The sequence below is a fragment of the Micromonospora sp. NPDC005553 genome, from assembly GCF_042871765.1.
In the GTDB taxonomy this organism is placed as follows: domain Bacteria; phylum Actinomycetota; class Actinomycetes; order Mycobacteriales; family Micromonosporaceae; genus Micromonospora.
Genome location: NZ_JBIAJD010000002.1, coordinates 21,038 through 41,374 on the forward strand (window position 1 = coordinate 21,038; position 20,337 = coordinate 41,374).

Annotated in this window: 21 protein-coding genes and 1 pseudogene; 10 read left to right on the forward strand and 12 right to left on the reverse strand. The window is 69.6% G+C overall.

Annotated elements, in window-relative coordinates; translation table 11 throughout:
- Positions 1–7: 7 nt before the first annotated feature.
- Entirely contained in the window at positions 8–703 is a 696-nt protein-coding gene (locus tag ACFYPG_RS07325) for an ABC transporter ATP-binding protein (protein WP_355009438.1), read from the forward strand.
- Complete coding sequence (locus ACFYPG_RS07330) at positions 700–1,932, forward strand: ABC transporter permease (protein ID WP_387350942.1); 1,233 nt, start codon at positions 700–702, stop codon at positions 1,930–1,932. The genes ACFYPG_RS07325 and ACFYPG_RS07330 overlap by 4 nt, the downstream gene beginning before the upstream one ends.
- Before the next feature lie 113 nt (positions 1,933–2,045).
- On the opposite strand, the gene ACFYPG_RS07335 is transcribed toward ACFYPG_RS07330, so the two are convergent.
- The 6 genes from ACFYPG_RS07335 to ACFYPG_RS07360 all read right to left on the reverse strand — a co-directional run bounded on the left by ACFYPG_RS07335 (position 2,046) and on the right by ACFYPG_RS07360 (position 7,375).
- Entirely contained in the window at positions 2,046–3,014 is a 969-nt protein-coding gene (locus ACFYPG_RS07335) for an NAD(P)/FAD-dependent oxidoreductase (RefSeq protein ID WP_355009509.1), read from the reverse strand.
- Between the two features lie 106 nt (positions 3,015–3,120).
- Positions 3,121–3,774, reverse strand: a complete 654-nt coding sequence (locus ACFYPG_RS07340) for a rhomboid family intramembrane serine protease (RefSeq protein WP_355009440.1) — start codon at positions 3,772–3,774, stop codon at positions 3,121–3,123.
- A 105-nt stretch (positions 3,775–3,879) separates the two neighbouring features.
- Positions 3,880–4,557, reverse strand: a complete 678-nt coding sequence (locus tag ACFYPG_RS07345; protein ID WP_387350944.1) for a lytic transglycosylase domain-containing protein — start codon at positions 4,555–4,557, stop codon at positions 3,880–3,882.
- 277 nt (positions 4,558–4,834) lie between these two features.
- Entirely contained in the window at positions 4,835–6,250 is a 1,416-nt protein-coding gene (locus tag ACFYPG_RS07350) for a PhoH family protein (RefSeq protein WP_387350946.1), read from the reverse strand.
- A 413-nt stretch (positions 6,251–6,663) separates the two neighbouring features.
- A complete protein-coding gene (locus ACFYPG_RS07355) occupies positions 6,664–6,999 on the reverse strand; it encodes a hypothetical protein (protein WP_355009443.1) in 336 nt (111 codons plus the stop codon).
- 31 nt (positions 7,000–7,030) lie between these two features.
- A complete protein-coding gene (locus tag ACFYPG_RS07360; protein WP_110562608.1) occupies positions 7,031–7,375 on the reverse strand; it encodes a hypothetical protein in 345 nt (114 codons plus the stop codon).
- Between the two features lie 264 nt (positions 7,376–7,639).
- On the opposite strand from ACFYPG_RS07360, the gene ACFYPG_RS07365 reads away from it, so the two are divergent.
- The 3 genes from ACFYPG_RS07365 to otsB all read left to right on the forward strand — a co-directional run bounded on the left by ACFYPG_RS07365 (position 7,640) and on the right by otsB (position 9,491).
- Positions 7,640–8,083: an XRE family transcriptional regulator gene (locus ACFYPG_RS07365; RefSeq protein ID WP_091394342.1), complete on the forward strand. Its 444-nt coding sequence runs from the start codon at positions 7,640–7,642 to the stop codon at positions 8,081–8,083.
- Between the two features lie 162 nt (positions 8,084–8,245).
- On the forward strand, positions 8,246–8,599 hold the full coding sequence (locus ACFYPG_RS07370; RefSeq protein WP_210784414.1) for a hypothetical protein: 354 nt from the start codon (positions 8,246–8,248) through the stop codon (positions 8,597–8,599).
- Between the two features lie 67 nt (positions 8,600–8,666).
- On the forward strand, positions 8,667–9,491 hold the full coding sequence (otsB, locus tag ACFYPG_RS07375) for a trehalose-phosphatase (protein WP_387350949.1): 825 nt from the start codon (positions 8,667–8,669) through the stop codon (positions 9,489–9,491).
- Between the two features lie 42 nt (positions 9,492–9,533).
- Here the strand turns inward: otsB and ACFYPG_RS07380 are convergent, their stop codons facing one another.
- From ACFYPG_RS07380 to ACFYPG_RS07395, 4 genes are all read right to left on the reverse strand, one after another.
- On the reverse strand, positions 9,534–10,304 hold the full coding sequence (locus ACFYPG_RS07380; RefSeq protein ID WP_091394347.1) for an isoprenyl transferase: 771 nt from the start codon (positions 10,302–10,304) through the stop codon (positions 9,534–9,536).
- Between the two features lie 31 nt (positions 10,305–10,335).
- Positions 10,336–11,478, reverse strand: a complete 1,143-nt coding sequence (locus ACFYPG_RS07385; protein ID WP_387350951.1) for a geranylgeranyl reductase family protein — start codon at positions 11,476–11,478, stop codon at positions 10,336–10,338.
- Positions 11,479–11,837: 359 nt separating this feature from the next.
- On the reverse strand, positions 11,838–12,707 hold the full coding sequence (locus ACFYPG_RS07390; protein WP_355009446.1) for a hypothetical protein: 870 nt from the start codon (positions 12,705–12,707) through the stop codon (positions 11,838–11,840).
- Between the two features lie 37 nt (positions 12,708–12,744).
- Positions 12,745–14,589 carry a phosphoenolpyruvate carboxykinase (GTP) gene (locus ACFYPG_RS07395; protein ID WP_355009447.1) on the reverse strand — a complete coding sequence of 615 codons (1,845 nt, stop codon included), beginning with the start codon at positions 14,587–14,589 and terminating at the stop codon, positions 12,745–12,747.
- 136 nt (positions 14,590–14,725) lie between these two features.
- On the opposite strand from ACFYPG_RS07395, the pseudogene ACFYPG_RS07400 reads away from it, so the two are divergent.
- From ACFYPG_RS07400 to ACFYPG_RS07415, 4 genes and pseudogenes are all read left to right on the forward strand, one after another.
- A pseudogene (locus ACFYPG_RS07400) lies at positions 14,726–14,813 on the forward strand (GtrA family protein); the annotation flags it as partial.
- A 215-nt stretch (positions 14,814–15,028) separates the two neighbouring features.
- A complete protein-coding gene (locus ACFYPG_RS07405; RefSeq protein WP_387351811.1) occupies positions 15,029–15,565 on the forward strand; it encodes a GtrA family protein in 537 nt (178 codons plus the stop codon).
- A gap of 63 nt (positions 15,566–15,628) precedes the next feature.
- Complete coding sequence (locus ACFYPG_RS07410; RefSeq protein WP_387351813.1) at positions 15,629–16,336, forward strand: GtrA family protein; 708 nt, start codon at positions 15,629–15,631, stop codon at positions 16,334–16,336.
- Positions 16,333–16,989: a MaoC/PaaZ C-terminal domain-containing protein gene (locus tag ACFYPG_RS07415; RefSeq protein WP_355009449.1), complete on the forward strand. Its 657-nt coding sequence runs from the start codon at positions 16,333–16,335 to the stop codon at positions 16,987–16,989. The genes ACFYPG_RS07410 and ACFYPG_RS07415 overlap by 4 nt, the downstream gene beginning before the upstream one ends.
- Before the next feature lie 45 nt (positions 16,990–17,034).
- Here the strand turns inward: ACFYPG_RS07415 and ACFYPG_RS07420 are convergent, their stop codons facing one another.
- Together ACFYPG_RS07420 and ACFYPG_RS07425 are read right to left on the reverse strand one after the other, a co-directional pair.
- Positions 17,035–17,607, reverse strand: coding sequence for a PH domain-containing protein (locus ACFYPG_RS07420; RefSeq protein ID WP_355009450.1), 573 nt, complete (start codon positions 17,605–17,607; stop codon positions 17,035–17,037).
- A gap of 107 nt (positions 17,608–17,714) precedes the next feature.
- Positions 17,715–18,590, reverse strand: coding sequence for a biotin--[acetyl-CoA-carboxylase] ligase (locus ACFYPG_RS07425; RefSeq protein WP_355009451.1), 876 nt, complete (start codon positions 18,588–18,590; stop codon positions 17,715–17,717).
- A gap of 84 nt (positions 18,591–18,674) precedes the next feature.
- On the opposite strand from ACFYPG_RS07425, the gene ACFYPG_RS07430 reads away from it, so the two are divergent.
- The gene (locus ACFYPG_RS07430) at positions 18,675–20,258 is read left to right on the forward strand and encodes an acyl-CoA carboxylase subunit beta (protein ID WP_387350954.1); all 1,584 of its coding nucleotides are present in this window, start codon (positions 18,675–18,677) and stop codon (positions 20,256–20,258) included.
- The last annotated feature ends 79 nt before the right edge of the window (positions 20,259–20,337 follow it).

The following is a 20,337-nucleotide window of genomic DNA, read 5'->3' on the forward strand; positions in this document are numbered from 1 at the left end:
AGGGAAATTGGTCTACGCCCTAGAGTTGACGAATATTGCGAAAGGCTATGCTCGCGGCGATGAACTGGTGCCGGTCCTGACGGATGTGCACCTCTCGGTGACACCGGGAGAAATCGTTTGGCTGCGAGGGCCGTCCGGAGCAGGCAAGAGCACTCTGCTCAACATTGCTGGACTGCTTGCCGTTCCGGACGCCGGCCGCGTGAGAGTTGCCGGTCAGGACGCCTCAGGAATCAGCAGCCGACAAGCCGCCGCGCTACGGGCAACGAAGCTCGGATTCGTCTTTCAGGAGCACAATCTGTTCGGGCATCTCACCTCCATCGATAACATCATGCTCCCCTCCTTGGACTCCGCACGCGTAGCCCGGTCCAAAGCTATCAGCATGGTGGCGCAGTTGGGGCTCGCGGACAGAGCACATTTTACGGCTAATCGCCTGTCCGGCGGGGAACAGAAACGCATAGCCGTCGCGAGGGCGCTTATCAACAGACCTGCGATCGTGCTCGCAGACGAACCAACTGCCGGCCTCGATTCCGAGGCGATCCACGAGGTGTTGGCGCAGTTCACCAGCGCCGCGAACGACGGCCTGGCGGTGGTAATCGCCTCTCATGACGACGTCGTGTCCGGCATCAGCCAACGTACCGTCGCGCTGAGCGACGGCGTGTTGTCGGAAGCTCGCCCCACACATCTGGACGGGATCGAATCATGAAGATTATCCCGGACTGGCGACTGGCAGGCCAGAACACTCGCCTGACCGTGCGTCGGAGCAAGTCTTTCGGCCTGTTGGTGGCCGCCGGAGTTGCCTTCGCGCTACTCTGCGATGCCCTGGTGGGGCAGGCCGGTGCGGCAGTGGAACATCAGGTCCGCGAGAGCTCGATTATGCGCACGATCGAGGTAAGCAACTTCGGTGTCAGTAAACCTCTACCGCTGACCGCCAACCGAATAGCGGACATATCCCAGATGCCCGGTGTGACGTCGGTTCGGCCGTGGATTCAGGCAGGCTGCCTCGTCACCAGTGCCGATTTTGAGGTTCCCGGCGCGCTCTGGGCCACTCCGCGGATGCCCGCCGGTCAGCCTCCAATCGTCGCGTCGTCCCGGCCTGACCTGATGACACTGACCGGAGACGAAGCCGTGCTGCCCGCTCATCTTGCAGGAGCGGACCTCGAAGGCCTCATTGGTAAACGCGTCACGGTGGAGTACACCCGTCGTGTAGCGGCTGAGGCAGGTGAAGCGGCTTACCTCGACCTGCAGATCGTCGGCGTGTACAACGAAGCGATCGGCGGACGCGACGGCCCCACGGCTATCTACCTGAGTCAGGAGACCGTCCTAGCGATGGCAGCGGCGCGTGAGGGTGTGACGCCGGAGTCGTTCGGCCGCAACCTCGGGTATCCGAAGGTGATCGTGGAGGTCAGCGACTCCGAGATGGTCCCGGACACCCAGCAGAAGCTCAGCGATCAGGGCTACAACGCGTCGAGCATTCAATCGCAGCTTGACGCCCTCCCCCCAGCGATGAACTTCCTCCGAGTGCTGGGGCAGTTGATCACCGGCGCACTGCTGCTGATGTGCCTGCTGGCCGGCCTTTCCATCGGTGCTGGCCTCGTGCGCGCACGACTGCGGCAGATTGGGCTCCTCAAGGCGCTGGGCTTCAGCGACATGCGGGTAGCCCGTCTCTTCGCGATGGAGCTCGCCTCATTCGGCGTCCTGGCCACCAGTATCGGACTTCTCGTCGGTGGTATCGGGTTCCTGCTTGCGCAGTACCGACTCGCTGGAGAGACCTTCCTCGACGTACCGATGGCGGAGACGATGGCGTTTCCCGCCATCACACGAGTCGCGGCTCTCCTTCTGGCCCCCGCAATCGCCATGCTGGCCGGAGCGGTATATCCCCTGTGGCGCGCAGCCAGAGTCCCCCCGGATCTTGCCCTACGCGACCCAGCCTGACCGACCCAGGGATCGCCGGCATCATCGGCGAGCCCGGCGGTTGGTGCAGCGCCCGGACGTGCCGGCCCCGGCCTCCGCGCGGACGCCGGCTGCTTGGCCCTCGACGGCGAATGTCAGCCGGCGTCGGAGGAGTGCCCGGGGAAGAGGTGTGCGCTCGGGTCAATGGCCACTGCCGCGTTGTTGACAGCCGTCGCCGCCTCACCGAAGCCGGTGGCGATCAGCCGGACCTTGCCCGGATATTCGGTGATGTCGCCCGCCGCGAAGACCCGGGGCAGGTTGGTGGCCATCGCGCTGTCGACCAGGATGTGCCGGCGGTCCAGCCGTAGCCCCCACTCGGCGAGCGGGCCCAGGTCGGCGGTGAAGCCGAGGGCGGCCACCACGACGTCCACCGGCAGCGTCTCGGTCGCGCCGCCGCGCACCGTCACCTCGGCACCGGTCACCGCGCCGTCCCCCAGCAGCCTGGTGACCTCGGCGTTGACCACCACCCGCACCGGCAGGGAGAGCACCCGGGCGACAGTCGAGGCGTGGGCCCGGAACTTCTCCCGGCGGTGCACCAGGGTCACCGACCGGGCCAACGGTTGCAGCGCCAGCGCCCAGTCGAACGCGGAGTCGCCGCCACCGACGATCAGCACGTCCCGATCGGTCAGCTCGGTCGGCTCGGTGACGAAGTAGAGGATCCCCGAGCCGGGGGCGCCGTCGGCGCACGGCAACGGCCGAGGGCTGAAGCTGCCGAGCCCGCCGGTGACCACGACCGCGCCGCACGCGAGCTGCTCTCCACCGGCCAGGCCGAGCACCGGGCGGCCGTCGGCGTACGCGAGCTTCTCTGCCCGGGTGCCGAGCAGGTACTGCGGATTGAACGGTGCCGCCTGGGCCACCAGGTTGGCCACCAGGTCGCGGCCCTTGACCGCGGGGAAGCCGGCGACGTCGAGGATCAGCTTCTCCGGGTACATGGCGGTGACCTGGCCGCCCGGCTCGGGCAACGCGTCGATCACCGCCACGGACAGCCCCCGGAACCCGGCGTAGTACGCGGCGAAGAGGCCGGCCGGACCGGCCCCGATCACGGCGACATCGACCTCGCGCATGGCGTACCGTCGCTTTCCGCTCACGGATCAACGCTTGCTGATCTCGACCGTAAGCGGGCGACGACGGTCGGGCAAGCATGTCCCAGAGGCGCGCCGGAGAATCGCCTCAGGGCAGGCTGAGCGTGGAGCCCGAGTAGTCCGGGCCGCCCAACGCGGGTCGCCGCCGACGGAACAGGATCGCCGCCACCACCCCGCCGAGCAGGCCGAACAGGTGCCCCTGCCAGGAGATCCGCTCGTCGGTGGGGAGGATGCCGACCAGCTGCCAGCCGTAGAGCAGACCGACCAGGAGGAAGACCGCGAAGTTCCACCAGCTGCGCTCGACGATGCCTCGGGTGAGCAGGATGCCCAGGTAGCCGAAGATGACACCGCTGGCGCCGACCACCACCGAGTTGGGTGAGCCGGTGAACCACACGCCGAGGCCGCTGACCAGGATGATGACCAGTGTCGACCAGAGGAACCGGCGGGCGCCGGCGGCGAGGACGAAGGTGCCCAGCAGGATCAGCGGGATGCTGTTGCTGTAGAGGTGGTCGAAGCCGTGGTGCAGGAACGGGGAGAAGAAGACCCCGTCCAGCCCCTCGATGCGCTGCGGGATGATGCCGGCGGTGGCGTCCAGGCCGAACGCGAGCCCCTGGTCGACGGCCTCGATGAGAAAGAGGAACGGCACCACCGCGCACATGGCGACGAACGCCCGGCCGAGCGAGGCGTAGAACGCCTCGGTGCCGAACCGGAACGGGTCGCCGCTTGACGGGTGCAGTGTCACTCCACAACTGCTATCAGCAAAAGCGGCCGACCGCCACTCACGTCCCGTCCGGGGTACGCGCGACAGCGGGGCGGGTGGTCGCCCACCCGCCCCGCGTCGACAGCGTCAGTAGTGCCCGTTGTTCTGGAAGTAGGTCCAGGCGCCGCAGGGCGTCTTGTACCGGCCCTTGATGTAACCCAACCCCCAGATGATCTGGGTGGCCGGGTTGGTGCGCCAGTCGGACGCGACCGAGGCCATCTTGCTGCCCGGCAGGGACTGCGGGATGCCGTACGCGCCGGACGAAGAGTTGGCAGCCTTGTGGTTCCAGCCGCTCTCCTTGGTCCAGAGCTTCTCCAGACAGGGGAACTCCGCGATGCCGAAGCCCTTGTCGATCATCAGGGCACAGCCGACCTTGCGGTTGCCGCTGTATTCCGCGCAGGACGCCGGGATCGGCCCGTCGTACGGCTTGGCGGTTGCGTTGGCTGCGGCGCGCTCACGCTTACGGGACGCCGCGGCGGCCTCGGCCCTGCGGGCCCGCTCGGCGGCTTCCTTGGCGGCCTGCTTCGCCCGCAGCTTGGCCTGGTACTCGGCGGCCCGCTGCTTGGAGAACTGCACCTGGTGGGCGGCCTGCCGCTCGCGCTGGTACGCGAGGTCGGCCCGGTCGACCTCGAGACTGACCTGCTCGGTCAGACCCTGTTGCTGGGTTTCCCGGTCTTCGCCCAGGTAGAAGCCACCGGCAACGCCCACGGAGAGCAGCGCGACAGCAGCCGTACGGGCGCCCAACCGGCTCCACAGCCGACTCACGAAGTGGTCCCTTCGTCGGGAGCAAGGACGCGGCGCGGCGCAGACCACAGGTGGGCCGTCAGCCGTGCCACGAGCGCCCCGACCGGTTGCCGGTCGCGCCGCCGCACCGACCTTCGCCGATGTCGTCCGTCTCGCGACGTTCGATCACCAACGATTCCGGTGGTGCGTGGACGCTCGTGGGACACGATTGCGCACAGTGAGGCTGATGGGAAACCAACCAGGCGTTTTGTGATCTGCGCCACTCCAATAATGCGGACAAAAGCCCGCATATCACCCGTCAGATCGGGATGTCCTCCAAGAGGTCCGTGACCATCGCCGCGATCGGAGATCGCTCCGAACGGCTGAGGGTGACGTGCGCGAAGAGCGGATGACCCTTGAGCGCTTCGATGACAGCCGTCACCCCGTCGTGCCGGCCGACCCGCAGATTGTCCCGCTGGGCCACGTCGTGTGTGAGCACCACCCGGGAGCCCTGCCCGATCCGGGACAGCACGGTCAGCAGCACCCCGCGCTCCAGCGACTGGGCCTCGTCCACGATCACGTAGGCGTCATGCAGGCTGCGCCCGCGGATGTGGGTCAGCGGCAGCACCTCGAGGATGCCCCGCGAGGTGACCTCCTCCAGCACGTTCTCGTGCACCACCGCGCCGAGCGTGTCGAAGACCGCCTGGGCCCACGGCGACATCTTCTCCGACTCCGAGCCCGGCAGGTAGCCCAACTCCTGGCCACCGACGGCGTAGAGCGGGCGGAACACGATCACCTTTTTGTGGCGGCGGCGCTCCATCACCGCCTCCAGCCCGGCGCAGAGCGCCAGCGCCGACTTGCCGGTGCCGGCCCGGCCACCCAGTGAGACGATCCCGATCGACTCGTCCAGCAGCAGGTCGAGGGCGACTCGCTGCTCGGCCGAGCGGCCGTGCAGCCCGAACGCCTCCCGGTCGCCCCGGACCAGACGTACCGACTTGTCCGGCAGCACCCGACCGAGCGCGGAGCCACGCCCCGAGTGCAGCACCAGACCGGTGTGGCAGGGCAGCCCGGCCGCCTCGTCGAGGTCGAGCGTCTCGCCGGCGTACAACTGGCCGATCTGCTCCTCGCTCAACTCCATCTCCGACATACCGGTCCAGGTCGGGTCGCTGGCCTGGCCGTGGCGGTACTCGTCGGCGCGCAGTCCAACCGAGGCCGCCTTGACCCGCAACGGCATGTCCTTGCTGACCAGGGTCACCTCCCGCCCTTCGGCGGCGAGGTTGAGCGCGACGGAGAGGATCCGGGCGTCATTGCTCTCGTTGCGGAACCCGGGCGGCAGAACACCGTCGTCGGTGTGGTTGAGCTCCACCCGCAGGGTGCCGCCGACATCGTTGGCGGGCACCGGGCGGTCGAGTCGGCCGTGCCGAACCCGCAGGTCGTCGAGCATCCGCAGCGACTGCCGGGCGAACCAGCCCAGCTCCGGATGGTGCCGCTTTCCCTCCAACTCGGTGATGACCACGAGAGGCAGCACCACTTCGTGCTCCGCGAACCGGTGGAACGCCGCCGGATCGGAGAGCAGTACCGACGTGTCCAGGACAAAGGCCTGGCCGGCTGGTCGTGGCTCCTTGGGGTCGGCCGGCGCGGCGGCCACCGAACGGCGGCTCCTGGTGGCTCGGCGGGGCGTGGCAGTCGCGGCCGGGGTCTGGTCGGCACCGGCGATGGTACGGCGAGTCGTCACAGGCCTGCTCCGACGGATGGGCACCCGCCACCCGTGTTCCGCCTCCTCCGGTGCCCGGGGACACGGGGTCGGATGCGGAACCCCATGCGCGAGGTCGCAGATCCGGGCGGACCGGCTGGCTCGGGAGAACCCCGTGCCATGCCTAGACGCTAGCCCCGCCGGACCTTCCCGGCTAGGGGCCGAACGTGGATCTCCCAAGACGCGATCGTGAACAGCGCTCCGTCGACGCTTGCACCGGTCGAAGGGCACTGTCGCGCACGCGGCGGACCCGGCCGGGATGCATGCCCCCTGCGCGCATCCCGGCCGGTGGGGCCACCGTCACCGGTCTGACGTGACCCCGACGGTGCGTGTCCGCCGCGGACGACGCACCGCGCTCGTGGCGCCGGTCGGCGGGGCAGGCCCGCCGACCGACCTCAACCGGTACGTCGGACGAGCGTGCCGATCGGGTGCCGCCCGGTGATCGGGGCGGCCGGCGCGCTGAACGACGAGCCGGTGTACGTGGTGCCGGGGCGTTCGACAGCACCGGCGGTGCGGACCACGCCCGCCGGCGAGACCGACAGGGCCGAGGCGATCGCCGCCTGGGCGTCCCGACGACGCCGGTTCCAGGCGCCCCGGTCACCGTCGAAGTAGCCCTGCCGGTAACCGAAGCGGTAGCCGATGCGGTAGCTGAGCTGCCCGTGCAGACGGCCGGCCGCGTAACTGGTGGCACCGAGCACCAGGACGAGGAACACCGCGAGAAACGGGCTCATCGGGCAGCTCCGGCCCAGCCGGGACGCCAGGTCATCGCTCCTCCGGCTCGATCGTGGTGGGGTCGGCGACGAGCAGCCGGTCCAGGTCGTCGGTGCTGACCTCCTCGACCAGCTCGACGCTGATCCGGCAGCCGTCCAGCACGACTTCGGCCATCGAGGACCGACGGATCTCGCCGCCGGCGTCGTAGACCCGGACGCTCAGCTCCGGGCAGCCGAGATGGGTACGCCAGGCGTTCCACTCGGCACGATCACCGACGCTCAGCGACAGGTAGCGGCAGCCTCGGGCCAGATAGAGGCGCCAGGGGGCGGTCAGCCCTGCGGCGACCCCCTCGGCGATCAGCCCGAAGGCCTGGGCGCGGGTGGCGAGCTCGGTCACCACGACCCCCTGGCACCGGGGGCGTGACGCATGTGAGCACCAATCGTCTCATGCACGTGACACACCGTAGATTGTCCCATGGGCGTGACAGTATCAGCTTTTCGTCCGCTTACGTTCGCCTCTACGTTCGTCTATTCTGCCCGCGTGACACCCCTCAACAGTGGCACTGACTCGTTTACCGGAAATCCGAACCCTTCGTCACGTCCGCGTGACAGTGGCGAGCCGGGGCGCGCACCCGTAGCCGGCTGGTCGTACCGTCACGGAGTGACCGAGACGGCCAATGCGCGGAAGATCGCCTTCGCCACCTTCGTCAGGCGGGCCCTGGACGAGGCGCGGGCTACCCGAGCCTGGAGCGGCACCGAGGTGTCCCGGCGCACCGGCGTCTCCCGGCAGACCATCAACCGCTGGGTCCGGGGCGACTGGGCCAGCGACCCGGAGGCCGAACGGGTGGTCGCCTTCTGCGAGGGCCTGGGGTTGAACCCCGCCGCGGCCTTCGCCGCGCTCGGCTGGGACCGCGCCGCAGCCGGCCCCCGCACCGGCCAGGCCGCCCCTCCGATGGACCCCGACGTGGAGGCGCTGCTGCGCCGTCTGGTCGACCCGCAGGTGTCGGACGCGGAGAAGTTCCACATCCGGGAAACCATCAGATACCTCGCATACCGCCCAACGTTGCCGGTCGATGTCCGAAAAAGGGGCAATCAGGCAGGCTAGTTCCTCAGATAGCGAAAGAACGCCTGGTCAGGTTCATTCGTTTGCCTCCGGGGCCGGAACGGGCACGCTAGCGTCCCTACTCGTACTGCTTGGGCTCGTCATCGGCGGGGGGACGGGACAAGGCCGAACCCAGCCCTGCGGGACAGAAGGAGGGGTCTGTCCATGACCCTGAAGTGGTTGGCAGTCGTGGTCGCAACGGTGTCGGTGACACTGTGGGCGACCGGCAACACGGTGACCCTCGCGGTCGACGGCGGGCAGCTGCCGCTGCTCGTCAACCTCTTTGCGCTCATCACCGCCGGCACCGCGGTCGTCCTGGCCGTCGTCGCCGAGCTGCACGAGCGTCTGAACAACCGAATCAGCGCGCTCACCGAGTTCCTGGTGGCACGGCTCAACGAGATCGACAACCACACCGGCGATCGCAACACCGGGTTCGTGGAGGGCTACCTGTTGAGCCACGGCCAGGAGGCCGCGGTGGTGCCGTTCGGCCGGCGCGGACGAGGAGCCGCCGAACGCTGATCGCTTACCGCTCAATGGGTCCGCTCGGCCAGGAATGAGCCTGGATCGCCGGGGTACGCTGACGCGCGTGCCGCCGTTGAATCTGGGCAATCAGCAGCCGAGGACCCCGTTGAACGCCGACCAGGCCTGGCGGGTAACCGCCAGCCGGGCGGCCGGGACCGTGCTCTTCTTCGACTTCGACGGGACGCTCGCGCCCGTCGACGACGATCCGACCGCGGTACGCCCGGCGCCCAAGGCGTTGGCCGCGATCGAGGCGCTCGCCCCGGTCGTGCAGCGGGTCGCGATCGTCTCCGCCCGACCCGTCGAGTTCCTTCGGGATCAGCTCGGCGGGCTCGCTGGCGTGGACCTCTACGGCCTCTACGGGCTGGAGCACAGCCATTCCGGCGGCGAGACAGTCACCGAACCGGCCGCGCTGCCCTGGGTGCCGACCATGTCGGAGCTGGCCGACCTGGCTCGGGCGGAACTGCCACCCGGCACGCTTGTGGAGTACAAGCGGCTCTCGGTCGCGCTGCACTGGCGTACCGCCCCGCAACTCGGCCCGACTGTGCAGCAGTGGGGGCAGGCGCAGGCCGACCGTCTGGGGTTGCGCTCGCAGGCCGGGCGGATGGTGCTGGAACTCAAGCCACCTGTCGACAGGGACAAGGGCATGGTGATCGGCGAGGCGATCAAGGGTGCCACCGGTGCCTGGTACTTCGGCGACGACGTCTCCGACATCAAGGCCTTCGCCGCGCTGCGCGCTCGCGCCACCGCCGACCCGGACTTCCTCGGCGTCTGCGTGGCGGTGGCCAACCCGGAGACCGGCCACGAGGTGGCCAACGCCGCCGACCTGACCATCGAGTCGCCGGCCGCCCTGGGTGACTTCCTCACCCGGGCGCTGACCCACCTGTCCTGAACCGACCTGACCCCAGCGGCGGCCGACGGCGTCGCCGCCGGGTCAGGCGCCGTAGCGGCGTTGCCTGGTGGCGTACGAGCGCAGGGCCCGCAGAAAGTCGATGTGCCGGAAATCCGGCCAGTTGAGCTCGCAGAAGTAGAACTCCGAGTGCGCGGACTGCCAGAGCATGAAACCGGAAAGCCGCTGCTCGCCGCTGGTGCGGATGACCAGGTCCGGGTCGGGCTGGCCGCGGGTGTAGAGGTGCTCGGCGATGTGCTCGACGTCCAGCACCTCGGCCAACTCCTCGATCGTGCCTCCGGTGGCGGCGTGCTCCAGCAGCAGCGAACGGACCGCGTCGGTGATCTCCCGGCGGCCGCCGTAGCCCACCGCGATGTTGACCTCCGCGCCACCGGTGCGCTCACGGGTGCGCTCCTCGGCGCCCTTGAGTGCCGCCGCAGTCTGCGCCGGCAGCAGGTCGAGCGCTCCGACGATGCGCAGTCGCCAGGGGTTGCCCTCCTCGGAGAGCTCCACCACCAGGTCCTCAATGATCTTGAGGAGTGGGTCCAGCTCGGCGGCCGGACGGCGCAGGTTGTCGGTGGCCAGCAGATAGAGGGTCACGTGCCCGACGCCGGCCTGGTCACACCAGCCGAGGACATGCTTGATCTTCGCCGCGCCGACCCGGTGCCCGTCGTTCGGGTCGACGAAGCCCATCTCCCTCGCCCATCGGCGGTTGCCGTCGCACATCACCCCGACGTGCCGGGGCACCGGCTTACCCGCGAGCTTCGCCGTGAGCCGGCGCTCGTACACGGAGTAGATAAGGTTCCGCAGCGTCATCACCTAGCAGCGTAGCGACCCTTGCGCCAGTTCACTGCCTCGGAGCCCCATCCCCGCCGCCCAGACCGACGCCGATCAGTGCGAGCGTACGAGCGGTGAGGCGTCCGTCACCCAGCCCCAGCTCGACCACGTCGTAGAACACCCGGTCGTCCCGATGGGCGGCCCGGACCGCCGCGTCCACCACCCGACGTCGCCGGGCCAACCACGCCGCCACCGAACTGTGCCGCAGGTGGGTGCCGAGGCGGCGACGCAACCCGTCGGCGTAGCGGCCAGCCGCGCCCTCGGGCGACCGGGCCGCCGCCGACCCGGCGAGCGCGCCGGAGAGCAACGCGTAGAAGATCCCCTCCCCCGTGAACGGATTGATCAGTGACAGAGCGTCCCCGGCCAGCAGGGTGCGCCCACGCCCCGGCGACGGCCGGTGGGTGGAGAGCGGCAGGTGATGCGCGCGCAACGCGGTCACGGTCGCCAGATCGGTGCCGGGCAGCAGCGCGGCCAGCCGGTCCAGCAGGTACGCGCGGCTCAACGGCTCACCGCGCAGGACCTCCCCGTACCCGACGTTCGCCCGTCCGTCACCGATCGGAAACGACCAGGCGTACGCCGGCCAACGCGCCTTCGAGGTGACGATGAGCTGCTCGGACGGGCCGGGCAGAGCCGGGGCGTACCCCCGGATGGCCAGCGCGAGGTGTCGCTCGGGGTTCTGCGGATGGCCGAGCGCCCGACGTACCACCGAGCCGGCGCCGTCCGCGCCGATCACCACCCGGCCGGACACCTGCCCGTCGAGCACCACCCGGTCCGCGCGCTGTTCGACCTGGCGCACCGTGTGCCGGCGCAACTGCGCGCCGGCGGCCACCGCGGCCGCCACCAGCCGCGCGTCGAAAACCTCCCGGGGCACTGTGTACGCGGGTCGGGGCAGCGCCCGAGCCACCGCACCGCCACCCGGCGAGACCATGCGTAACGCCGGCAGCGGCGCGTAACCCGCCACCGCCTCGGTCACCCCCAGCTCGGCGAGCACGTCCACCGAGTGCGCGGCGATCCCGTCACCACACGCCTTGTCCCGGGGAAAGTCGGCCCGGTCCAGCAGCAGCACGCTGGCACCGGCCCGGCGCGCCGTCAGCGCGGCTGCCGCCCCGGCCGGTCCCGCCCCCACCACCACCACGTCGAACTCGTCGCCCACCACGAGCCTCCTCCCAGTCCGCCGGTTCGCGGCCGCTCCCGCCGGGCGACCCGGTCGGCCCTGCGGCCGGCCGCCGCGACATCTCCGCAGCTCGCCCCGACGTCGACGCTGTGACCGACGCCACCCGCCATCCTGCCCCCTGGCCGCCCGCGAAGACCGCTCCCGCACCCGGCCGACCAATCTCACCCACCCCACCTTTGCTCTGCACCCGCGGATGCGACGGTTACCGTCCGCGACTGTCGCCTATCGGGGTGCAGAGCAAAGGACGGTGCAGAGCAGACGAGGGGATGGGCAGGTGCTGGGCCGCGGTCGGCCGCCGGGTCGGCACCCGGCGGCGTCGGTGCGGGGCTCCGCCGCGGTCAAGGTCGGGGTTCAGGTCCGGCGTCGTCGGGGGCGCGAGCGGCGCGGCGAAGGCCGTACAGGGTCAGCCCGGCGGCGGCGAGCAGCGGGGCGCCGTCGCGGATCAGGCCGTCCACGCCGAGCAGCCACCAGCACAGCGGCAGATCCACGGCGAGTACGGCCACAGTGACGACGACCAGCAGGCCACGCGCCCAGTCCTTGCCCCGCATCAGGAACGCTGTGCAGAACAGCACCGCGTAGCTGGCCGTGATGCCCGCACCGAACCAGAACAGCACGGCCGGCACCGCGGTCAGTCGACCATCCAGGATGGAACCCCCGGCGACCAGTGCCGGCACCAGCATCAGCGGGCTGTAGGTGAAGGCAGCCACCCGGCTGGTCAACAACCAGGCACTGGCCTGTGGTCGGCGTGGCGGGGTCTCCCGCCAGGAGATGCCGCCGGAGTCGATGACGAGGCGTGGACGGTGCCGGACCAGGTGCGCGGCCAACGCCGACGAGCGGTAGAGCAGCCAGACCACCGCGACGCAGAGCGCCGTGAGAATGGCGAAGCCGAGCAGGCCGGGCAGCGGCGGCACGCCCTGCCGGGGCACGATGAGCCGGCCGACCGCGAAGATCGTGGTGACCGCGAGGATCAGCCCGAACGGGCGGGCCGCCGTACGACCCCGTCGCACGTGCCCGATCAGCAGCAGGAAGCCGAACGAGCGCAGCATGGCCCAGCCGGTCCGTACGGCGAGCCCGAACCCCTGCTCCGGGGCGTACCACCAGTTGAGCAGCTCGACCACGACGGTGGCCGCCGCGGTCGTCGCCAGCAGGATGGTGAGCACCCGGACGGCGGACGGCCGCCGGACCTGTGTCTCGGCGGCCGTCCTCATGAATTCCGATGTTGCCCGCGAAGGGTCTCGTTCACACCTACCGCTGCGGTTGGGCGGCGTCCAGGCGGGCGCGCAGCGCGTCCAACTCGGCCCAGAGCACGCCGGGCAGCTTGTCACCGAACTTCTCGAACCACTCGGTGATCATCGGCAGCTCGTTACGCCACTCGTCCGGGTCGACCTTCAGCGCGATCCGAACATCCTCCGGGGTCATGTCCAGGCCCTCGACGTCCAGGGCGTCCGGCGCGGGGACCATGCCGACCGGCGTCTCGACCGCGTCGGCAGTGCCCTCGAGCCGCTCGACGACCCACTTGAGCACCCGGGAGTTCTCCCCGAAGCCGGGCCAGAGGAACGAGCCGTCCGGGTCCTTGCGGAACCAGTTGACGTAGTAGATCTTCGGCAGCTTCGCCTCGTCGCCGTCGGTGCCCTTGCCCATCTCGATCCAGTGCCGGAAGTAGTCCCCGGCGTGGTAGCCGATGAACGGCAGCATCGCCATCGGATCCCGCCGGACCACGCCGACGGCGCCGGACGCTGCGGCGGTGGTCTCCGAGGAGAGCGTGGCGCCCATGTAGACGCCGTGCACCCAGTCGCGGGCCTCGGTCACCAGCGGGACGGTGTCCTTGCGGCGTCCACCGAAGAGGATCGCGTCGATCGGCACGCCGTTCGGGTCGAAGTACTCGTCGGCGAGGATCGGGCACTGCGTGATCGGGGTGCAGAATCGGCTGTTCGCGTGGGAGGACAGGCTGTCGCTCTCCGGCGTCCAGTCGTTGCCCTTCCAGTCGATCAGGTGTGCCGGCGGCTCGCCCATGCCCTCCCACCAGACGTCGCCGTCATCGGTCAGGCCGACGTTGGTGAAGACGGAGTTGCCCCGGTCCAGCGTGCGCATGGCGTTGGCGTTGGTCTTCCAGTCGGTGCCGGGCGCGACGCCGAACAGGCCGTACTCGGGGTTGACGGCGTAGAGGCGGCCGTCCGGGCCGAACCGCATCCAGGCGATGTCGTCGCCGATGGTCTCGACCTTCCAGCCAGGAATCGTCGGCTCCACCATGGCGAGGTTGGTCTTGCCGCAGGCGGACGGGAAGGCGCCGGCGATGTGGTAAACCTTGCCCTCCGGCGAGGTGATCTTGAGGATCAGCATGTGCTCGGCGAGCCAGCCCTCGTCCCGGCCCATCACGCTGGCGATCCGCAGCGAGTAGCACTTCTTGCCCAGCAGCGAGTTGCCGCCGTAACCCGAGCCGTACGACCAGATCTCCCGGCTCTCCGGGAAGTGCGAGATGTACTTGGTGTCGTTGCACGGCCAGGCGACATCCTGCTGGCCGGGGGCGAGCGGGGCGCCGATCGAGTGCAGCGCGTGCACGAAGTCAGCGTCGTCGCCCATGGCCTCCAGGACCCGGGTGCCCATCCGCGTCATGATGCGCATCGAGGCGACCACGTACGGGCTGTCGGTGATCTCGACGCCGAACATCGGGGACTTGGCCTCGACCGGCCCCATGACGAACGGGATGACGTACATGGTGCGACCGCGCATGGAGCCCCGGTACAAATCCGTCATCGTCCGCTTCATCTCGGCCGGCGCCATCCAGTTGTTGGTGGGGCCGGCGTCCGCCTCGTCGACGGAACAGATGTAGGTGCGCTCCTCGACCCGGGCGACGTCCGTGGGGTCGGTGCGCGCGTAGAACGAGTTGGGCTTCTTCTCCGGGTTGAGCCGGATCAGGGTGCCGGCCTCGACCAGCTCATCGGTGAGGCGGCGCCACTCCTCGTCGGACCCGTCCACCCAGACGACACGGTCGGGGGTGGTCAGTTCCGCGACCTCACGGACCCAGGCGAGCAGTTTCGGATGGGACGTCGGGGCCTGATCGATACCCCGCACAACAGCCGGAGCAACCATGACACATCTCCTTGTGGTCGACGCTGACCGATCTATGGGATGCACGAAGCTCAGCGGCGCGATGCGTCGCCTTCGTGGAAACCTGGGATTGGCCTCAGCGTAAACCGGGCAGCCTTCCGAGTCAGTGGGACAGGTTGTGAAGAACTGCACAAGCTACGGCCTCGCTGCGGCATCACGAGCTGATACCCGCTTTCCCGCGCAGTTTCACGCAAATCTTGTTTTGCACCCCGGCGGACGCTTGTTGCGGTCGGGCCGTTGACCTGCCCCGCCGACCGATGCGGTGATTCCCGTTCCGCAGCGGCTCAGTCCTCCCAATTGGCTACGCTCTGTGCAGTGGTTGAGTACACGGCGCTGGGCCCCTCCGGGAGACCACGCCCGCTTGCCGTTGCTACCCCTCTGACTGGCCGGCAGCCGGTAGGCTCCCCCCGTGGCCGCCACGATGACCGGGGAACAACCGGGTCCCCGGCAGACCCGACGGGGTCTCGTCGGCTTACTCCTCGACCGCTTCGGTCACCTCATCCGCGAGATGGGCAAGTTCGCCACAGTGGGTGGTTTCGCGTTCCTCGTCGACTTCGCGCTCTTCAACTACCTGACGAGCAGGCACGGCATCGAAGAGTTGACGGCGAAGACGATCTCCACGGTGATCGCGGCGTCCGTCGCCTTCGTGGGCAACCGGTTCTGGACGTGGCGGCACCGTCAGCGCAACAACGCGGCCCGCGAGTACGCGCTGTTCTTCTTCTTCAACGCGGTCGGTCTCGGCATCACCGTGGCCTGCCTCGCGCTCAGCCGCTACGGGCTCGGGGCCATCTGGCCGGCCGTGTTCCAGACGCGCCTGGCAGACAATCTCGCCAGCTACATCGTCGGTACGGGATTCGCCACGCTGTTTCGATTCTGGTCGTACCGGCGGTTCGTCTTCGTCGAAGCGGGAACCCCGACCCTTCCGCAGGTCGATCCCGACCGTGACCACGGGGCGTGACCTGCCGCCCACCTCGTTCGGCCGGTGATCGCCGGCCGCACCGACTGCCCTAAGGTGTTTCGCATGCGTCTTGTCCGCCTGCTGCCTGAGCGCTGGCAGAAGTTCATCCACGAGGCGCTCAAGTTCGGCATCGTCGGCGGCATCAACACCGTCATCAATTACGCGGTGTTCAATGCCCTTGCACTGACCGTTTTCGTCAATGGTCAGTTGAAGGCGACAGTGATCGCGACGATCGTCGCCACCATCACGTCGTACCTCATGAATCGGCACTGGACGTACCGTGATCGCCCGAAATCGGCACTTCGCCGGGAATATCTGCTTTTCTTCCTATTCAACGGCGCTGGCCTGCTCATTGAGCTGGGGGCTGTGGCGGCGGCGAAGTACGGTCTCGGCGTACACGGCCTGCTGGCACTGAATCTGGCCAAGACCGTCGGCGTCCTGCTGGCCACGCTGTTCCGGTTCTGGTCGTACCGCACGTTTGTCTTCCAACCCGTCGCGCCGGCCGAGGACGAGCCCGCGAAGCCCGACTCCACCTGGCACAGCATTCCGCGCGATGAGTGGGACACCATGGCGGAGATGGACCCGGTCGCCGAGTTGGCGGAATCGGTGTCCGAGCTGGAGGAGGCGGAGTCCGCGCAACGCAACGACCCGCCGGCCGGCGCACCGACTCAGGGTCGGCTCCCGCGGCTGAGCGTCAGCCCCGCCGTCGACCTGGACGCGGAACTCGCCGCGGAGCTGCACGTCGGCACCCGTCGCGCACCCCGCCGGTGACGACACCCGACGCCCGCTCCGGCACGGGGCGACCCGCCGAGCTGTTCTTCGAGGATCTCGTCCCGGGGCTCACCGTCGATCTTGGCGTGGTCACCGTGGACGGCGACGAGATGGTCGCCTTCGCCCGCCGCTTCGACCCGCAGTGGTACCACGTCGACCCCGAGCTGGCTGCGGCCAGCCGACACGGTGGTCTGATCGCCAGCGGCTTCTACACGGTCAGCCTGTTCATGCGCGCGTACGTCGACCACCTGCTGTCCCGGGCCGCCGCGGACGCCTCCCCCGGCCTGGAGGAGCTGCGTTGGCTCGCCCCGGTGCGGGCCGGCGACCGGCTCGCGGTCCGGGTCGACGTGATGGGCGCCCGGCCGTCGACTGCCCGCCCCGGGCTCGGCACCGTCAGCCTCACCGGCGCCATGCTGCGCCTCGGCCCGGACGACCGGCCCGAGCAGGAGGTGCTGCGGACCCGCTTCCGTGGCTGGTTCGCCGTGCGACCGGTCGAGGCCGACCCCGCCGAAACCACTCCGACCGACGCTGACCGGCCCGGAGCTGACCAGGCCGGAGCTGACCAGCCCGACAGCGGCCCGACCGCGGCAGTCCCGTCCACCGTCGGGTCGTCCGAGACCGACCCGCCGAAGAGCAGCGGCCCACCCGACTGACCCGCCCCCGACGGTGTGCCAGGGGCGGGTCTCCACCGGCCCGGATCAGGTAGTGGTGTCGCGCAGCGGCTTGCCGTCCTGCATGTCGGCGAGCATGTCGCGCATCTCGCCATCGCCCAGCGAGTGCTTGTCGTGCTGTGCCTCGACCAGCTCGTACAGGGTGGTCTGCACCTTCCCGACGTCCGGCACGTCGGCGAGCACCGACTGGCCGCGCTCACCAGCCGACTCGATGGTGAGCGTCCCGCAGCCGAGCAGACGCTCGACGAAACGCTGGTTCATCGAGTGGTCGTTGATCCGGGCGAGCGGGAGGTCCCGCCGGTCCCGGGAGAGCACACCCTGCTGAAGCAGGACTCGCTCGTTCGTGAACAGGTAGTGGGTGGTGCGCCAGACCAGGAACGGCCACAGGCCGAGCCAGAGCACCGCGACCAGGGCGATCGCCCCGATCACGGCCAGCGCGACCGAACCGCCGCCACTCTCGGGCAACAGGAGCACGCCGACCACCACCGCGGCGATGGCCAGCACCAGCACCGCGATCGGCCGGATCAACGCCTTCCAGTGCGGGTGCAGGTGCAGCACGACGTGCTCGTCCTCGGTGAGCACGTCTTCGGGAAACGCCACGGGAACCTCCAACGCGATTTTCTGGACGCGCAGACGGTAAACCCCCCAGGCCCCACCACAACATCCGCCGCGCGGGCCCACTCGGCTCTACGTGATCTTGCCCGTCCTCAGCGGAGGTGCAGGACGTCGCCGGCGGCCAGGGTTCGGACGCCGGTCGACGTGGTGACCATCAGTTGGCCGTCCGGGTCCACCCCGGTGGCGGTGCCGGTCAGGGAGTCGCCGTCGGGGAGCAGGACGCGTACCTCGCGCCCGATCGTCGCGCAGGCCGCCAGGTAGGCGTCGCGCAGGCCGCTGGCCACCGCGTCGCCGCCCGCCGAACGCCAACGGTCGTACCAGTCGGCCACCGCCCGCAGCAGCGCCCGCAGCAGCGGATCCCGATCGGTGGCCACCGCGCCGGCCAACTGGAGCGAGGTGGCCGGCAGCCCGGTCGGATTCACCGGCAACTCGTCGGCGCGCAACGTCACGTTGAGCCCGATGCCCAGCACGATCGCCGGCGGTTGGTCCGGCGCCCGTCCAGGCACCGCCTCGGCCAGCACGCCCGCGCACTTCGCGTCGTCGATCAGCAGGTCGTTCGGCCACTTGAGGGTGGCTTCCAGCTCGGCCAGCCGGGCCACCGCCTCCACCAGCGCCACGCCGGCCAGCAACGGCAGCCACCCGTACCCGGTGGGTGTCGCCGGCAGCCAGCCGCGGTCCGGCACGGCCTCACCGGGCCGCAGCAGGACGCTCGTCGCGATGCCGGCCCGCGCCGGCGACTGCCAGACCCGCCCGCGCCGGCCGCGCCCCGCGGTCTGCCGCTCGGCGACCACGACCAGGCCCTCGGGCTCGTCGGCCCGCGCGGCCTCGGCCACGTCGGCGTTCGTGGAGCCGGTCTCGGCTCGCAGCTCCAGCCGGGCCCACGGCCCGTTCGGCGCTGTCAACGCGCGGCGCAGCCGGGCCGCCGAGAGCGGCGGCCGGTCCAGATCGGTGTACGGGGAGCCCGGCATTCCGCCAGCCTACGGCGGTGCTCCGGTCGACACTGAGGCGTACTGCACAGCGGCACCCACCTGAACCATCGTTATATTCCCTGGGTGACTACCGAGACCGGGACCAACATGCACAGCACCGCGGGCAAGCTGGCGGACCTGGAGCGCCGGGTCGACGAGGCGGTGCACGCCGGGTCGGCCCGCGCCGTGGAGAAGCAGCACGCGCGCGGCAAGAAGACCGCCCGCGAGCGGATCGAGATGCTGCTCGACGAGGGCTCCTTCGTCGAGCTCGACGGGCTGGCCCGGCACCGGTCCACTGCCTTCGGGCTGGAGCGGAACCGCCCGTACGGCGACGGTGTGGTCACCGGCTACGGCACGGTGGACGGCCGGCAGGTGTGCGTCTTCGCGCAGGACTTCACTGTCTTCGGTGGCTCGCTCGGTGAGGTCTTCGGCGAGAAGATCGTCAAGGTGATGGACCTGGCCATGAAGATCGGCTGCCCGGTGGTCGGCATCAACGACTCCGGCGGCGCGCGCATCCAGGAGGGCGTCGTCTCGCTCGGCCTCTACGGCGAGATCTTCTTCCGCAACGTGCGGGCCTCCGGCGTCATCCCGCAGATCTCACTGGTGATGGGGCCCTGTGCCGGCGGCGCTGTCTACTCCCCGGCGGTCACCGACTTCACCGTGATGGTCGACCAGACCTCGCACATGTTCATCACCGGCCCCGACGTGATCAAGACGGTGACGGGCGAGGACGTCGGCATGGAGGAGCTGGGCGGCGCGCGTACGCACAACACCCGCAGCGGCAACGCGCACTACCTCGCCAGTGACGAGGAGGACGCCGTCGACTACGTCAAGGCGCTGCTGTCGTACCTGCCGTCGAACAACCTCGACGAGCCGGTCGTCGTCGACGCCCCCGCTTCGCTTGAGGTCAATGACGAGGACCGGGAGTTGGACACCCTCATCCCGGACTCGGCCAACCAGCCGTACGACATGCACACCGTCCTCGAACACGTCCTCGACGACGGCGAGTTCCTGGAGGTCCAGCCGCTCTACGCGCAGAACATCGTGGTCGGCTACGGCCGGGTCGAGGGACGGCCGGTCGGCGTGGTGGCCAACCAACCGATGCACTTCGCCGGCACCCTGGACATCGCCGCCTCGGAGAAGGCCGCCCGGTTCGTCCGCACCTGCGACGCGTTCAACATTCCGGTGCTGACCTTCGTGGACGTGCCCGGCTTCCTGCCCGGCACCGGTCAGGAGTGGGACGGCATCATCCGCCGGGGCGCGAAGCTCATCTACGCGTACGCCGAGGCGACCGTCCCGAAGGTCACCGTGATCACCCGTAAGGCGTACGGCGGGGCGTACGACGTGATGGGCTCCAAGCACCTCGGCGCGGACCTGAACTTCGCCTGGCCGACCGCGCAGATCGCGGTGATGGGCGCGCAGGGGGCTGTGAACATCCTCTACCGCTCGGAGCTGGCCGGGGCCGAGGATCCGGCGGCCGTCCGGGCCGAGAAGATCGCCGAGTACGAGGACACCCTGGCCAACCCCTACGTGGCCGCCGAGCGTGGATACATCGATTCGGTGATCGCTCCGCACGAGACACGCACCCAGATCGTCCGGGCGCTGCGCGTCCTGCGGACCAAGCGGGAAACCCTGCCGCCCAAGAAGCACGGCAACATCCCGCTCTGAGGCCGGTCGATCCGCGCAACGTCACGAGAAGTGCTGCCTCCGGGCGGCGGGCAACAGCCCCTGAGGTTGCGCGGATCGA

What these genes read in the sequence shown, in the direction of transcription:
- ACFYPG_RS07330 (WP_387350942.1), top strand. Translation starts at nt 700, where the DNA reads ATGAAGATTATCCCGGACTGGCGACTGGCAGGCCAGAACACTCGCCTG.
- ACFYPG_RS07335 (WP_355009509.1), bottom strand. Translation starts at nt 3,014, where the DNA reads ATGCGCGAGGTCGATGTCGCCGTGATCGGGGCCGGTCCGGCCGGCCTC.
- ACFYPG_RS07355 (WP_355009443.1), bottom strand. Translation starts at nt 6,999, where the DNA reads ATGAGCCCGTTTCTCGCGGTGTTCCTCGTCCTGGTGCTCGGTGCCACC.
- ACFYPG_RS07370 (WP_210784414.1), top strand. Translation starts at nt 8,246, where the DNA reads ATGACCCTGAAGTGGTTGGCAGTCGTGGTCGCAACGGTGTCGGTGACA.
- ACFYPG_RS07380 (WP_091394347.1), bottom strand. Translation starts at nt 10,304, where the DNA reads ATGACGCTGCGGAACCTTATCTACTCCGTGTACGAGCGCCGGCTCACG.
- ACFYPG_RS07390 (WP_355009446.1), bottom strand. Translation starts at nt 12,707, where the DNA reads ATGAGGACGGCCGCCGAGACACAGGTCCGGCGGCCGTCCGCCGTCCGG.
- ACFYPG_RS07395 (WP_355009447.1), bottom strand. Translation starts at nt 14,589, where the DNA reads ATGGTTGCTCCGGCTGTTGTGCGGGGTATCGATCAGGCCCCGACGTCC.
- ACFYPG_RS07405 (WP_387351811.1), top strand. Translation starts at nt 15,029, where the DNA reads ATGACCGGGGAACAACCGGGTCCCCGGCAGACCCGACGGGGTCTCGTC.
- ACFYPG_RS07410 (WP_387351813.1), top strand. Translation starts at nt 15,629, where the DNA reads ATGCGTCTTGTCCGCCTGCTGCCTGAGCGCTGGCAGAAGTTCATCCAC.
- ACFYPG_RS07425 (WP_355009451.1), bottom strand. Translation starts at nt 18,590, where the DNA reads ATGCCGGGCTCCCCGTACACCGATCTGGACCGGCCGCCGCTCTCGGCG.